This is a genomic window from Asticcacaulis aquihabitans (genome assembly GCF_032490435.1).
Lineage (GTDB): Bacteria > Pseudomonadota > Alphaproteobacteria > Caulobacterales > Caulobacteraceae > Asticcacaulis.
This window is the reverse complement of sequence record NZ_JAVGWM010000006.1, coordinates 171,501-184,752: the sequence shown is the minus strand read 5'-3', so window position 1 is coordinate 184,752 and position 13,252 is coordinate 171,501. Positions and strand designations below refer to the sequence as shown.

14 protein-coding genes are annotated in these 13,252 nt (G+C 60.9%); 8 read left to right on the top strand and 6 right to left on the bottom strand.

What is annotated here, in order from left to right:
* Positions 1-143 precede the first annotated feature (143 nt).
* A complete protein-coding gene (locus RCJ00_RS19900; protein ID WP_316224113.1) occupies positions 144-377 on the top strand; it encodes a BolA/IbaG family iron-sulfur metabolism protein in 234 nt (77 codons plus the stop codon).
* A gap of 7 nt (positions 378-384) precedes the next feature.
* Here RCJ00_RS19900 and RCJ00_RS19895 read toward each other — a convergent pair whose 3' ends face one another.
* Positions 385-864: an Lrp/AsnC family transcriptional regulator gene (locus RCJ00_RS19895; RefSeq protein ID WP_316224112.1), complete on the bottom strand. Its 480-nt coding sequence runs from the start codon at positions 862-864 to the stop codon at positions 385-387.
* A 193-nt stretch (positions 865-1,057) separates the two neighbouring features.
* On the opposite strand from RCJ00_RS19895, the gene RCJ00_RS19890 reads away from it, so the two are divergent.
* From RCJ00_RS19890 to mmsB, 6 genes are all read left to right on the top strand, one after another.
* Positions 1,058-1,399: a hypothetical protein gene (locus RCJ00_RS19890; RefSeq protein ID WP_316224110.1), complete on the top strand. Its 342-nt coding sequence runs from the start codon at positions 1,058-1,060 to the stop codon at positions 1,397-1,399.
* A gap of 43 nt (positions 1,400-1,442) precedes the next feature.
* Positions 1,443-2,516 carry a Leu/Phe/Val dehydrogenase gene (locus RCJ00_RS19885; protein ID WP_316224109.1) on the top strand — a complete coding sequence of 358 codons (1,074 nt, stop codon included), beginning with the start codon at positions 1,443-1,445 and terminating at the stop codon, positions 2,514-2,516.
* Positions 2,517-2,621: 105 nt separating this feature from the next.
* Positions 2,622-4,118: a CoA-acylating methylmalonate-semialdehyde dehydrogenase gene (locus RCJ00_RS19880; protein WP_316224108.1), complete on the top strand. Its 1,497-nt coding sequence runs from the start codon at positions 2,622-2,624 to the stop codon at positions 4,116-4,118.
* 77 nt (positions 4,119-4,195) lie between these two features.
* Positions 4,196-5,320: an acyl-CoA dehydrogenase family protein gene (locus RCJ00_RS19875; RefSeq protein WP_316224106.1), complete on the top strand. Its 1,125-nt coding sequence runs from the start codon at positions 4,196-4,198 to the stop codon at positions 5,318-5,320.
* Between the two features lies 1 nt (position 5,321).
* Positions 5,322-6,365, top strand: coding sequence for an enoyl-CoA hydratase/isomerase family protein (locus RCJ00_RS19870; RefSeq protein WP_316224105.1), 1,044 nt, complete (start codon positions 5,322-5,324; stop codon positions 6,363-6,365).
* On the top strand, positions 6,362-7,240 hold the full coding sequence (mmsB, locus tag RCJ00_RS19865) for a 3-hydroxyisobutyrate dehydrogenase (protein WP_316224104.1): 879 nt from the start codon (positions 6,362-6,364) through the stop codon (positions 7,238-7,240). The genes RCJ00_RS19870 and mmsB overlap by 4 nt, the downstream gene beginning before the upstream one ends.
* Positions 7,241-7,245: 5 nt before the next feature.
* Here the strand turns inward: mmsB and RCJ00_RS19860 are convergent, their stop codons facing one another.
* Complete coding sequence (locus tag RCJ00_RS19860; RefSeq protein WP_316224103.1) at positions 7,246-7,728, bottom strand: GNAT family N-acetyltransferase; 483 nt, start codon at positions 7,726-7,728, stop codon at positions 7,246-7,248.
* A 128-nt stretch (positions 7,729-7,856) separates the two neighbouring features.
* Here RCJ00_RS19860 and RCJ00_RS19855 point away from each other — a divergent pair, with 128 nt between their 5' ends.
* Positions 7,857-8,789, top strand: a complete 933-nt coding sequence (locus RCJ00_RS19855; protein ID WP_316224102.1) for a CAP domain-containing protein — start codon at positions 7,857-7,859, stop codon at positions 8,787-8,789.
* A gap of 3 nt (positions 8,790-8,792) precedes the next feature.
* Here RCJ00_RS19855 and RCJ00_RS19850 read toward each other — a convergent pair whose 3' ends face one another.
* From RCJ00_RS19850 to RCJ00_RS19835, 4 genes are all read right to left on the bottom strand, one after another.
* Entirely contained in the window at positions 8,793-10,244 is a 1,452-nt protein-coding gene (locus RCJ00_RS19850) for a bifunctional 2-methylcitrate dehydratase/aconitate hydratase (protein WP_316224101.1), read from the bottom strand.
* Between the two features lie 57 nt (positions 10,245-10,301).
* Positions 10,302-11,456: a bifunctional 2-methylcitrate synthase/citrate synthase gene (prpC, locus tag RCJ00_RS19845; RefSeq protein WP_316224099.1), complete on the bottom strand. Its 1,155-nt coding sequence runs from the start codon at positions 11,454-11,456 to the stop codon at positions 10,302-10,304.
* 25 nt (positions 11,457-11,481) lie between these two features.
* Positions 11,482-12,372 (bottom strand): methylisocitrate lyase, encoded by an 891-nt coding sequence (gene prpB / locus RCJ00_RS19840; protein ID WP_316224097.1) that lies wholly within the window; start codon positions 12,370-12,372, stop codon positions 11,482-11,484.
* A gap of 270 nt (positions 12,373-12,642) precedes the next feature.
* Entirely contained in the window at positions 12,643-13,248 is a 606-nt protein-coding gene (locus RCJ00_RS19835; RefSeq protein WP_316224096.1) for a TetR/AcrR family transcriptional regulator, read from the bottom strand.
* Positions 13,249-13,252: the final 4 nt, after the last annotated feature.

Here is a 13,252-nt window from a genome sequence, read left to right as displayed (position 1 = left end):
GAACACATTGTAGGCATGTAACTACAATTGTGCGACGCGGCGCGCGCTTGATCGTGGTAAAGGCCTTGGCAACGCCGTCGGTAAAGGCTGGCCACAACGACGAAAACGGGCTAAATCGCCACGCTTAAGTGAAGGAGCCTGACATGGCCGTAGCGCAAAGTGATCTTCAAGCCCGTATCGAAGCGGCGTTTCCAGGGGCGGAGGTGACCATTACCGACCTGGCCGGCGACGGCGATCATTATAAGGCGCGCATCGTTTCGGACGCCTTCAACGGTCTGCCGCGCGTTCGTCAGCATCAGATGGTCAACAAGGCGCTGGCGGATCTGCTCAGCGGTCCGCTGCATGCCCTGGCGCTGGAAACCGTAGCCAAAGGCTGATGCGTCTTTATAAGGACGGGGACGGGTCCCGCTTGAGGCGACGCAGGCAAAAGGTCGAGCGGGCATGGCGGATGCCGGGGAACTTCAACAGGCGTTTACGCAGGAAGCCTTCATAATCTTCGGTGTCCTCGACTGCGGCGATGATAACGTAATCGTATTCCCCGGTCGTCAGGTACGCGTCGGTGACCTCAGGTAACTGGGCCAGGTGGCGCGAGAAATTCTCAATCTTTTCATCGTCGTGCATGTCGAGATTAACTTCGACGATGACCGACAGTGGCCGGCCGATCTTTTCCGGCGACAACAGAGCGACATAGCCCGCAATCACGCCCGATTCCTCCAGCCGCTTTATCCGCGACCAGCAAGGCGTCTGAGACAGACCGACCTTGTCGGCCACTTCTTGAGTCGTCAGGTGAGCGTTTTCGCGCAGCAAACGCAGAATCTTCCGGTCGATTTCATCCAGTGACTGGACGTCTTTAGTGCTCTTCATGTCGTCTTTTTGCCCTGCAGCAAATTTTTATTCTGCGTTTGGCAATTATCGCAGAAAATTTCACCTGATACCAGTCTCTTGTAGTGGCAGTTAAGAAGCACTTTCTGGCGGGCCTGGTTTAGGGTCCGTCGTAACGATCCGGCCCTGCCCCGGCAGGGCTGATGATCGACTACGATAAGACAGGGAACCCGTGATGCGCGCCGACATGACAGTGATGGACGCATACGTGCCGGATATGTGCCGGCAAACGCTCAACAGGACAGGCACCGTGTCTGGATACCGGGAGTCTCCGCTCGGCGTCCGTGGTGCGCGCTCCGTCCGAATGGAAGCGGATTTCGATCGCGCCGGCGCCCTTTGGGGCACCACCATTGCCGGGACCAGCGCGCTAGGCGGCGCGCTGGACCTCGTCTCACGGCCGCCGCTTATCATTTTTCAAATTCCCGACCACGTGTACCTGGCTTCCATACCGGACGTCAGGCGACCGATCCCGCCGCAGAGCCGGGACGGTTTTCTTCCGCCAATGCCACACCTCTAACGCCTAAACGACCTGCCTAAGATGAGTAAGAAAGATTAAATCCATGTTTGACCACCCCGACTATGACGGCCACGAAAAAGTATTGATGGTGGAAGACGCCGCTTCCGGGCTGAAAGCCATCATCGCCGTCCATTCCACGGCCTTGGGCGCCGCCGCTGGCGGGTGTCGCCTGTGGAGCTATGAATCGGGTGTCAGCGCCTTGGGCGACGCCCTGCGCCTGTCGCGCGGCATGAGCTACAAGAATGCCATGGCAAATCTGCCTATGGGCGGCGGCAAGGCGGTCATTCTCGGGCCAGTCTCGGCCGACCGGCGCGAAGCCGTGCTTGAAGCCTTCGGGCGGGCGGTCGAAAGCCTGGATGGTCAATATATCACCGCTGAGGATGTCGGCGTGTCCGTTGCCGACATGAAGGTGGTATCGCGCATGACCGGATATGTTTCCGGCCTTGACGCCGCCATCGGCAAATCGGGCGGCGATCCGTCTCCCTTTACGGCGCGGGGCGTTCGCGTTGGTATCGAGGCCGCCGTCAAAGCCCGGCTGGGGCGAACGGATTTGGCGGGGCTGACGGTTGCCGTGCAGGGGCTGGGCCATGTCGGCACCTATCTGTGCGAGGAACTGTTCAATCTGGGCGCCAAGCTGACGGTTGCCGATATCAATCCCGACCGCGTCGAAGAGGTCTGTGACCGCTTTGCCGCCACAAGCGTCAGTGTCAACGACATACTGCTTCAGCCCGTCGATGTAGTGGCGCCCTGCGCGCTGGGTGGCGCGATCAGCGAAGATGTTGCCCGTCGTCTTCAGGCCAGTGTCGTTGCCGGTGCGGCCAATAACCAGCTTCTGACCCCCGGCGCCGGCGTCATTCTTGGCGATCGCGGTATCCTCTATGCGCCGGACTATGTCATAAACGCCGGCGGCATCATCATGGTGGCCGGCGAAATTTCCGGCAATAATGATGAGGCCGATATTCTGGCGCAGGTGGATGCCATCGGCCCGCGTCTGGCGGACATCTTTGTGCGAGCAAAAACGGAAAATGTGATCACAAATCTGGTTGCCGATTCGATGGCTAAGGATAAGATCGCTTCAGCGGGCCGGGCCAAGGCGCGTCACACCGAGGCGGCGTGAGGCGTTTGATAGAAGCGCTTTGAACCGGCGTTTGACTCCATGCCTGGTGCCGTGCCGGACCCATAGGCCACGGTGTTCACAATAGGCCACATACAGGACGATCCCATGCGCGACATCCACCACTTCATCAACGGCAAAAGCGTGGCGGGGACATCTGGCCGGTTCGGCGATGTCTATGACCCCAATACCGGCCAGGTTCAGGCGCGAGTCGCCCTGGCCACGGCGGCGGAAGTCGATGATGCCGTCCGTAAGGCGGCTAAGGCGCAGTCCGGCTGGGCCGCCATGAACCCGCAACGTCGCGCCCGGGTGATGTTCGCTTTCAAGGCGCTGATCGAACGGGACATGGAAGATCTGGCCCGCCTGCTGTCGAGCGAACATGGCAAGGTGATTGCCGATTCGAAGGGTGACATCCAGCGCGGCTTGGAAGTGGTGGAATTCGCCTGCGGCATTCCGCATCTGCTTAAGGGCGACTATACGGACGGCGCCGGGCCGGGCATCGACGTCTATTCCATGCGCCAGCCCTTAGGCGTCGTGGCTGGTATCACGCCGTTCAACTTCCCCGCCATGATTCCGCTGTGGATGTCCGCCGTGGCCTTGGCCTGCGGCAATGCCTTTATCCTCAAGCCCTCGGAAAAGGACCCCAGTGTTCCGGTCCGCCTGGGCGAGCTATTGATCGAGGCTGGCTTGCCCGAAGGGGTTTTTCAGGTCGTGCATGGCGACAAGGTCGCCGTTGATGCCCTGATCACTCATCCGGACATCAAGGCGGTCTCGTTTGTCGGCTCGTCTGACATCGCCCAGTATATCTACGCCACCGGCGCGGCGCACGGAAAGCGCGTCCAGGCCATGGGCGGTGCCAAGAACCACGGCATCATTATGCCCGACGCCGATCTCGACCAGGTGGTAAAGGACATTGTCGGCGCAGCCTATGGTTCGGCTGGCGAACGCTGCATGGCCCTTCCGGTCGCGGTGCCGGTTGGCCGCAAGACAGCGGACGCCTTCGTGGAGCGCATGATCGATGCCGCCCGTAACCTCAAGGTCGGTATCTCGACCGACGCCGAGGCCCATTATGGCCCGGTGGTGACGGCGGCGCACAAGGCGAAGGTCGAGGGATATATCCAGATGGGCATCGATGAAGGCGCGTCGCTGCGGCTCGATGGCCGTGGCCTGACATTGCAGGGCCATGAAGGCGGCTTCTTTATCGGGCCCACGCTGTTTGATAATGTCACGCCGGCCATGACCACCTATCAGGAAGAAATCTTCGGGCCGGTGCTTCAGATTGTCCGCGCCGAGACTTTGGAAGAGGCGGCGGCCCTGCCGTCGCAACATGCCTATGGCAACGGCGTCGCCATCTTCACGCGCAATGGGCTGGCCGCGCGCGAATTCGCGGCCAAGGTCAATGTCGGTATGGTCGGCATCAATGTGCCGATTCCCGTCCCTGTTGCCTATCACAGCTTCGGCGGTTGGAAGCGGTCGGCCTTCGGCGACATGAACCAGTACGGCGAGGATGGTGTACGCTTCTATACCAAGGTCAAGACGGTGACCCAGCGCTGGCCCGACGGCGACATCGGCGACCAGGCGTTTATTATTCCAACCATGACCTAGCTTAAGGACACATAGCCGCAAACGGTGGCCGGACATCCGGACCAGATAAGACCGGGGCGGTAAGGACAGGGACGACAATGCCATTGAATGACGACCAACGGATGATCCAGGAGGCAGCCCAGCGTTTTGCCTATGACCGTCTGCGGCCTTTTGCCGGAGAATGGGACGAGACGAAGCATTTTCCCGTCGACGTAATGCGTGAGGCGGCCGCCCTCGGCTTTGCCGCCATCTATACCGGCGAAGCGCACGGCGGATCGGGCATGACACGCCTCGATGCGGTGCTGATCTTCGAGCAGTTGTCGCGCGGCTGCGTCGCCACGGCGGCCTTTCTGTCCATCCACAATATGTGCACCTGGATGATCGACAGCTTCGGCTCCGACGACCTGCGCGCCCGTTTTGTACCCGAGCTGGTCAGTATGGAGCGGATCGCCAGCTATTGCCTGACCGAACCGGGATCTGGGTCGGACGCTGCCGCCATGAAGACGCGCGCGGTCCGCGACGGCGACAGCTATGTCCTGAACGGCGCCAAGCAATTCATTTCCGGCGCGGGCGTGTCTGACATCTATGTCGTTATGGCAAAGACAGGTGAAACGATTTCGGCCTTCGTCGTCCCCAAGGATGCCGCCGGCCTGTCTTTCGGGGCCAATGAAAAGAAGATGGGTTGGAACGCCCAGCCGACCCGTCAGGTCATCTTTGATGCGGTCCGCATTCCGGCGGAAAATCGCATCGGCGACGAAGGTGAGGGGTTCCGGTTCGCCATGAAAGGGCTGGACGGAGGCCGCCTGAACATCGCCGCCTGTTCGCTCGGCGGGGCGCAGGATGCCCTCGATCGCGCCAGCCAGTACGCCGCCGAGCGCAGCCAGTTCGGCAAGCCTATCAGCGAATTCCAGGTGACGCAGTTTAAGCTGGCCGACATGGAGACCGAGCTTCAGGCCTCGCGCACCCTGCTGTACGAAGCGGCGGCGCGTCTTGACGCCAAAACGCCGGATGCGACCAAATGGTGCGCCATGGCCAAGCGCTTTGTGACCGATGCCGGATCGAAGATCGCCAATGACGCTCTGCAGATACACGGAGGCTACGGCTACCTGCATGATTACGGGGTCGAACGGATCGTTCGCGACTTGCGTGTGCACCAGATTCTCGAAGGCACCAACGAGATCATGCGCGTCATCGTCTCGCGCGCCATGATGAAAGGCCACTGAGATGGAAGCGCCGGTTCTTATCCGCGTCGAAGACGGCGTCGGGCGCATTACACTCAATCGCCCTGAGGCACTGCACGCGCTCAATACCGATATGTGCCAGCGTATGTATGACGCGCTGATGGCGTGGGCGGACGACGACACTGTGCATCTGCTCATGATTGATCACCGGGAGGGCACGCGCGGTTTCTGCGCCGGCGGAGATATCCGCATGGTGGCGCGGTCGGGCCGGGCCGATGGCCGCGATGGCGAGCAGTTTTTTAATGTCGAATATCGCCTGAATACCCGGATCAAACGGTTTCCCAAACCCTATGTGGCTATCCTTGACGGTGTCACCATGGGCGGCGGTGTTGGTATTTCGATCCACGGGTCGCACCGCATCGCTACGGAAAACACGCTGTTTGCCATGCCAGAAACCGGCATCGGCCTGTTCCCCGATGTCGGGGGCGGATGGTTTTTACCGCGCCTGTCCGGTCAGATCGGTACCTGGCTGGCCCTGACCGGGGCGCGCCTGAAAGGTCGTGATGTGCTGGCCGCCGGGATCGCCACCCACTATATGCCGTCGGCTGCCGTGGAAACGCTGAAATCGCGCCTGTGTGCCGCCCGGACGCACGACGATATCGACGCGATATTGGCCGATTACGCCGAGCCTGCCGGACATCCCAGCTACGCCGAACATCTCGCCACGATAAACCAGTGTTTCGCCAAACCGACGGTTACCGACATATGCCTGGCGCTGAAAATGGCGGATGAAGATTGGGCAACGGCGCAGGCCGATATCCTCAAGACTCGATCCCCCCTGTCCATGGCGGTGGCTCTGGAACAGCTCCGACGCGGGGAGGCCATGTCGTCCTTCGAAGACGTCATGCGCATGGAATACCGCATTGCCTGTCACATCATTCGCGGTAACGACTTTTCGGAAGGCGTGCGGGCGGCGATCGAAGACAAGGACCACGCGCCGAAATGGTCGCCGGACACCCCGGCGGGGGTGACTCCGCAGATGGTCGCTGCCCTGTTCGCACCTGTCGCAGAGGAACTCCAGCTATGAAAATTGCCTTTATTGGTCTGGGTCACATGGGATCGGGGATGGCCGCCAATCTGGTGAGCGCCGGTCACACGGTCCAGGCCTTTGATCTGAGCGAAGCGGCGATGACCCAGGCCGTAGCGGATGGCTGCGTCGCCGCTACGTCTTTAAGCCAGGCCTGCGCCGACGCCGAAGCGGTGGTGACCATGCTGCCGGCGGGCCATCATGTTGTGTCTGTATACGCCCAGGTCTTCGTTCACGCTCCGACGGCGGCCATTCTGATGGACTGTTCGACTATTGATGTTGAAACCGCGCGTCAGGTGGCGGCGCAGGCGTCTGCGGCAGGCTTCGACATGGTCGACGCCCCCGTATCCGGCGGGGTCGCGGGCGCGGCGGCAGGAACCCTGACCTTCATGTGCGGGGGAACTCAGGCCGCATTCAACCGCGCGGAGCCGATCCTGGCGCGGATGGGCAAGGCGGTTATCCATGCCGGTGACGCAGGCGCGGGGCAGGCAGCGAAGATATGCAACAACATGCTCCTGGCCATTACCATGATCGGTACATGCGAGGCCTTTGCCCTGGCCGAAAAGCTGGGGCTCAAGGACCAGACCTTCTTTGACATCGCCTCCAAGGCGTCGGGGCAAAGCTGGTCTATGACCAGCTATTGCCCGGTGCCGGGGCCGGTGCCGACGTCGCCGGCGAATAAGGATTACCAGCCGGGCTTTGCGGCCGCGCTGATGCTCAAGGACCTGACCCTGGCCATGCAGGCTGCGGGCCAGACCGCCGCGGATACGCCGCTGGGCGCCAAGGCACATGCGCTTTATGAGGCCCTGTGCAGCCAGGGCCATGCCGCGCAGGATTTTTCCTATATGATGGAACGCATACGCCGGGGCGCTTAGAGGCCTCAAAGCATCCGGTACATGACCAGAATATCGACATAGCCAAGCGCCGGATGCAGGAAGGCTTCCGGCAGGCGGGCCATGATGTCGAAGTCGAAGCTTTGCCACAGGGCGACGGCGCGCGTATTCGTGCTGATAACCGAATTGAACTGCATGGCGCGATACCCTTCGGCTCGCGCTGTTTCCAGCGCATGGCTGCACATGGTGCGCGCCACACCGCGGCCGGTAGCGGCCGGGGCCGTCATGAAGCCGCAATTGGCGACATGCGCGCCGCCGCCCATGCGGTTGGGCGTCAGGAAATAGTGCCCCAGGACGGCGCCCTCCTGCTCAGCCACGAAAACGGTGTGCGGCGAGGCGAACCAGTAGGTGAGGGCGGCCTCCCGATCCCAGTCGCGTGGCAAGGTATAGGTTTCACTGGCACGCAAGGTGGGTTCGATGATTGCCCATATGGCGTCGTAGTCTTCGGTGGTGGCGGGTCGAATAATCATGCGGCCCTATACCATGCCGAAGGCGCAGCACCAGTCTTAACGAACGCGTAACCGCGTGTTTTGTTCAAACCTTAACATCACTCGTGCATCCTTAAGGCAACTCATATTGGGCGAAGATTTGAGGGTGTATGCGTATCCTTTTGATAATAGCCGGTTTCTTCCTGGCGGCGCCGGCTCACGCCGAGACGGCGAACTGGGGCGCAGTGCAGACCCACGCCACGGCCAATGCCGAACGATTATTGGACATGATCAACCGCGAACGCGTCGCCCATGGATGCGGGCCTTTGTGGATGGATGACCGCCTGGTCGCGGCGGCCGATCGCCATAGCCTCGACATGGTTGCCCAAGGATTCATCGACCACGTGTCGCCGACCGGTGCGACGCTCACGTCGAGGGTTGCCGATACCGGCTACCGGTCCGGCGACCTCGGTGAAAATATCCAGGTCAGCAGCGGCGTCCTGGCCGAGGTGGCTGACATTGCCATGGAAAACGAGTCCCAGCGCGGAAACCTGCTCAACTGCGCCTATACCGAAACCGGCATCGCGGCGCGCATAAAGAGGGATGGGCCGTTCGACGGCTTTTACTGGACCCAGATCTTTGCCACGCCGGAGCCGATCCAGGTCGTCAACAGCCGTCGGTCAACCGAACGCGTGCTTGACCTGATCAATGCGGAACGCGCCAAGCACGGCTGCCAGCCGCTGCATATTGAAACGCGCCTGATGGCCGCGGCCAACCGTGAAAGCCAGGACATGGTCGATCGGCGTTTTTTCAGCCATACCGCGCCGGACGGGGCAACACCCGGTGAACGTGTCCGTGCCACCGGCTATGTCTATCAGATGGTCGGCGAAAACATCGAGGTCAACAGCTACGATCCGCAAGTCGTGGTCGACACCTGGATGAAAAGCCCCGGCCACCGCGAAAACATCCTGATGTGTGCCTTTCGTGAAACCGGGATAGCGGTCGCCTATCAACCCGACGACGTTGCCATTGCCGGGGTTCCGGGCAGCCTCAGGGCGTATTGGACGCAGGTCTTCGCCATGCCGCTCAATCTTGGCCGCTAAGGTCTAGATCACGTAGAGATCAACATAGTCGTTGACCGGCATGGCCTCCAGTGCCTGCTGATCCAGGCTGACCTTGAGGATGGCGGCCTGTTGCTTGGTGGGGAAGCGTCGCGCCAGATTTGTGCGGAACTTGGCTTCGAGCAGCGGAATGCCGTCGTGGCGGCGGCGCTTGTGACCGATCGGATATTCGACGACGACCTCATCGAACACCGTGCCGTCGTTCAGTTCGATCGTCATGGCATTGGCGATCGATCGCTTATCCGGATCATGATAGTCAGCGGTGAATTGCGCATCTTCGACGCAGAAAATCTTGTCACGCAGGACATCGATGCGGGAATCGGCGGCGACGCCATCCTCATAGTCGGCGGCGGTCAGGCGGCCGAAGATAAGCGGCACGGCGACCATATATTGAATGCAATGGTCGCGGTCGGCCGGATTGTCGAGTTTGCCTTTCTTGTCGATGATGCGGATGCAGGCCTCATGCGTGCGGATGGTGACGCGCTTGATGTCTTGGGTGGTGTACCCAAGGGCGCTCAGCTTCTGATGCAGCATCATGGCGGCTTCGACGGCGGTCTGGCTGTGGAATTCGGCCGGGAAGCTGATTTTGAACAACACATGTTCCATGACGTAGCTGCCGTAGGGGCGCTGGAACCGGAAGGGCTGTCCCTTGAACAGAACGTCGTAAAAGCCCCAGGTCTTTGCGGTCAGCACCGAAGGATAGCCCATTTCCCCCTTGCCCGCCATCAGAGCCAGGCGAACGGCCCGAGATGTGGCGTCACCGGCAGCCCATGACTTGCGCGATCCGGTGTTGGGTGAATGGCGGTAGGTCCGCAAGGATTGACCGTCAACCCAGGCCAACGAGACGGCATTGATGATTTCTTCCCGATCAAGGCCCAGCATTTGCGCCACGACGGCGGTCGATGCGACCTTCACCAGCACGACATGGTCGAGACCCACCTTGTTGAAGCTGTTTTCCAGCGCCAGACAGCCCTGGATTTCATGCGCCTTGATCATGGCGGTCAGGACATCGCGCATGGTCAAGGGCGCCTTGCCGGCGGCGACGGCATTGCGCGACAGCCAGTCGGCGACGGCCAGTATGCCGCCGAGATTGTCCGAGGGATGGCCCCATTCGGCCGCCAGCCAGGTATCGTTGAAGTCAAGCCAGCGGATCATGGCGCCGATGTTGAAGGCGGCCTGAACCGGATCGAGCTGGAACTGGGTGCCGGGAACTTTGGCGCCGTGCGGCACCACGGTGCCTGGAACGATCGGCCCCATCAGCTTGGTGCAGGCCGGATAGTCGAGCGCCTCCAATCCGCAGCCCAGGGTGTCGATCAGGCAGTTGCGCGCCGTTTCATAGGCAAGGTCGGATTTGACCGTGTAGTCGAGCACATAATCGACGATATCGGTCAGAACCTGATCGGGGGCGGGGCGTTCATTGGGGATATGGGCGGACATGAGGCTTCCTTGATAACATCTCCTGCGGGTTGCAGGGCAACGGGGGAGACGACTGACTTACGGGCGGTCCTTGAGGGGGACAAAGGGTCTGTCCTCCGGGCCGGTATAGTTGGCATTGGGGCGGATGATCTTGCCGTCGATGCGTTGCTCGATAACGTGCGCCGACCAACCGGAGGTGCGGGAGATGACGAACAAGGGCGTGAACATCGCGGTGGGCACACCCATCATGTGATAGCTGACCGCCGAGAACCAATCGAGGTTGGGGAACATCTTTTTGGCGTCCCACATGGTCGATTCCAGCCGTTCGGCGATGTCGAACATCTTGGTCGATCCGGCGTCCTGAGACAGTGAACGGGCCACTTCCTTAATGACTACGTTGCGCGGGTCGGAAACCGTATAGACCGGATGGCCGAAACCGATAACGACTTCCTTGTTGGCGACGCGGGCCCGGATATCGGCTTCGGCTTCGTCGGGTGTGTCGTAGCGCTTCTGGATTTCGAAGGCGACTTCGTTGGCGCCGCCGTGCTTGGGGCCGCGAAGGGCGCCGATGGCGCCGGTAATACACGAATACATGTCTGACCCCGTGCCGGCGATGACGCGGGCGGTAAAGGTCGAGGCGTTGAATTCGTGTTCGGCATACAGGATAAGTGAGGTGTGCATGGCGCGCACCCAGCTATCCGGCGCGGGATGCCCGTGCAGCAGGTGGAGGAAATGCCCGCCGATGGAATCATCGTCGGTCTCGACCTCGATCCGCTTGCCGTTAAAGGCGAAGTGGTACCAGTAGAGCAGCATCGACCCCAGGCTGGCCATCAGGCGGTCGGCGATGTCGCGCGCACCGGGTGTATTGTGGTCGTCCTTTTCCGGCAGGACGCAGCCCAGGGCCGAAACGCCTGAGCGCATGACATCCATCGGATGGGCGGAGGCCGGCAGGCTTTCCAGCACGTCCGTGACGGCGACCGGCAGACCGCGCAGGGATTTCAGCTTGGCCTTGTACCCCTTCAATTCGCCGGCATTGGGCAATTTACCATGCACCAGCAGAAAGGCGATTTCCTCGAATTCCGAGGTCTTGGCCAGGTCGAGAATATCGTAGCCGCGATAGGCCAGGTCGTTGCCGGTGCGGCCGACTGTACACAGGGCCGTATTGCCCGCTACCGTTCCCGACAGGGCCACGGACTTCTTTGGCTTAAAGCCGGTAGGTGTATCTCCGTCCATTGGGCATTCCTCTTTTTCCTGCTGTTTATTTTGTTTTATTGGTGTTGAAGAGGGCGTCGAGGCGCTCTTCGAACGCATGGTAACCGATACGCTCGTACAATTCCTCGCGGGTTTGCATGGTATCGAGCACGTTTTTCTGGTGTCCGTCGCGGCGAATGGCCTCGTAGACGGCTTCCGCCGCCTTGTTCATGGCGCGGAAGGCCGACAAGGGATAAAGCTGGATGGCGACGCCGGCGCTGGCCAATTCGTCACGCGTGAACAAGGGCGTCTTGCCGAATTCGGTGATATTGGCCAGGACCGGGACCTTCACCGCGTCCACGAAGCGGTGATAGGTGTCCAGATCATAGGCCGCCTCGGCAAATATGCCGTCGGCGCCGGCTTCGACGCAGGCGACCGCGCGGTCTATGGCCGCGTCCACGCCATCCACCGCGATGGCGTCTGTGCGCGCGATCAGAAAGAAGTCAGGATCGGTCTTGGCGTCGGCCGCGGCCTTGACCCTGTCAACCATTTCGGCTGTCGATACGATTTCCTTGCCCGGGCGATGGCCGCATCGCTTGGCACCGACCTGATCCTCGATATGGCAGGCGGCGGCGCCGAACTTGATCAGCGATTTGACGGTGCGCTCGATATTGAAGGCCGAGGGGCCAAAGCCCGTATCGATATCGACCATCAGCGGGAGGTCGCAGACATCGGTGATGCGGCGGATGTCGACCAGCACGTCGTCCAGTGTGTTGATGCCGAGATCGGGCATGCCGAGCGACCCCGCCGCCACGCCGCCGCCGCTGAGATAGATGGCTTTGTAACCGGCGCGCTTAGCCAGCAGAGCATGGTTGGCATTGATCGTACCGATCACTTGCAACGGCTGTTCAGCCGCCAGTGCAGCACGGAATTTGGCGCCTGCGGAAGTGATGGTCATGGCGTAGTCCCTGTTCTGTTTTAATCTGGAAGTATCTTATGTAACTACCCAGGTCAAGCGATGGTGCTCCTGTCCTCAAGACCCTATCAGTTGGATCAGATGACGCGTGACACCGCTGTTGTAATAGGCCGCGCACTGCCAAAGCGATGCTGGCAAAACGATGCCGGTTCACCCGCCGGACAGACACCCGAACATTTACGCCCGCGTCAATATTTTCGTCAACTCACGTTGGACTTGATTTGGCGTTTTCACCGTGGGCCGGCCGGCGACCTAACGACGCAGCGTGTGGAGATAGGCGCGCAACTGGCGCAGGCCTGAGTCGAGGACACGTGGGTCCTGGGCGACCTTCGCCATTGAAATATAGCCTTCATAGGTGGCGATAAAGAAGGTTGCCGTCTCGACCGGATCCAGGTCGCGGCGGACCTTGCCATTGACCTGACCCAGGCGCAGGGCGTCGGCGACGCCGGATATCCAGGTGGTGAAGATTTCCGACAGGCGGCGCCGAAACCCTTCGTCGAGCGGGGACATTTCCTGCGCCAGGTTGTTCAGGGGGCAGCCGCCGTTGACCTCGGCCGGGCTGAGGGCGGTATCGTTGAGAATGCCGAGCAGAGCATCGATCGGATCGTCTACGTCGTCGAGCGGCGCCAGCCATTTATCGCTGGTGATCTTGGCGATGACCTGTTCCACCACCGCGTGACCGAGAGCCTCCTTGCCAGTGAAATGGTGATAAAGCGCCCCTTTTGTGACGCCCGCCTTGGTCAGTATGGCGTTGATATCGCTGCTTCGAAAGCCGGAGTGATAGACTTCCTCGAAGGCGGCTTCGACCAGCCGCTGGCGGGTCTGAGATGGGGAGCGGGGCAGGGTGAATTCTGACATACCT

Coding starts and splice junctions, on each gene's coding strand:
- RCJ00_RS19900 (WP_316224113.1), top strand. CDS start 144: ATGGCCGTAGCGCAAAGTGATCTTCAAGCCCGTATCGAAGCGGCGTTT.
- RCJ00_RS19895 (WP_316224112.1), bottom strand. CDS start 864: ATGAAGAGCACTAAAGACGTCCAGTCACTGGATGAAATCGACCGGAAG.
- RCJ00_RS19890 (WP_316224110.1), top strand. CDS start 1,058: ATGCGCGCCGACATGACAGTGATGGACGCATACGTGCCGGATATGTGC.
- RCJ00_RS19885 (WP_316224109.1), top strand. CDS start 1,443: ATGTTTGACCACCCCGACTATGACGGCCACGAAAAAGTATTGATGGTG.
- RCJ00_RS19880 (WP_316224108.1), top strand. CDS start 2,622: ATGCGCGACATCCACCACTTCATCAACGGCAAAAGCGTGGCGGGGACA.
- RCJ00_RS19875 (WP_316224106.1), top strand. CDS start 4,196: ATGCCATTGAATGACGACCAACGGATGATCCAGGAGGCAGCCCAGCGT.
- RCJ00_RS19870 (WP_316224105.1), top strand. CDS start 5,322: ATGGAAGCGCCGGTTCTTATCCGCGTCGAAGACGGCGTCGGGCGCATT.
- mmsB (WP_316224104.1), top strand. CDS start 6,362: ATGAAAATTGCCTTTATTGGTCTGGGTCACATGGGATCGGGGATGGCC.
- RCJ00_RS19860 (WP_316224103.1), bottom strand. CDS start 7,728: ATGATTATTCGACCCGCCACCACCGAAGACTACGACGCCATATGGGCA.
- RCJ00_RS19855 (WP_316224102.1), top strand. CDS start 7,857: ATGCGTATCCTTTTGATAATAGCCGGTTTCTTCCTGGCGGCGCCGGCT.
- RCJ00_RS19850 (WP_316224101.1), bottom strand. CDS start 10,244: ATGTCCGCCCATATCCCCAATGAACGCCCCGCCCCCGATCAGGTTCTG.
- prpC (WP_316224099.1), bottom strand. CDS start 11,456: ATGGACGGAGATACACCTACCGGCTTTAAGCCAAAGAAGTCCGTGGCC.
- prpB (WP_316224097.1), bottom strand. CDS start 12,372: ATGACCATCACTTCCGCAGGCGCCAAATTCCGTGCTGCACTGGCGGCT.
- RCJ00_RS19835 (WP_316224096.1), bottom strand. CDS start 13,248: ATGTCAGAATTCACCCTGCCCCGCTCCCCATCTCAGACCCGCCAGCGG.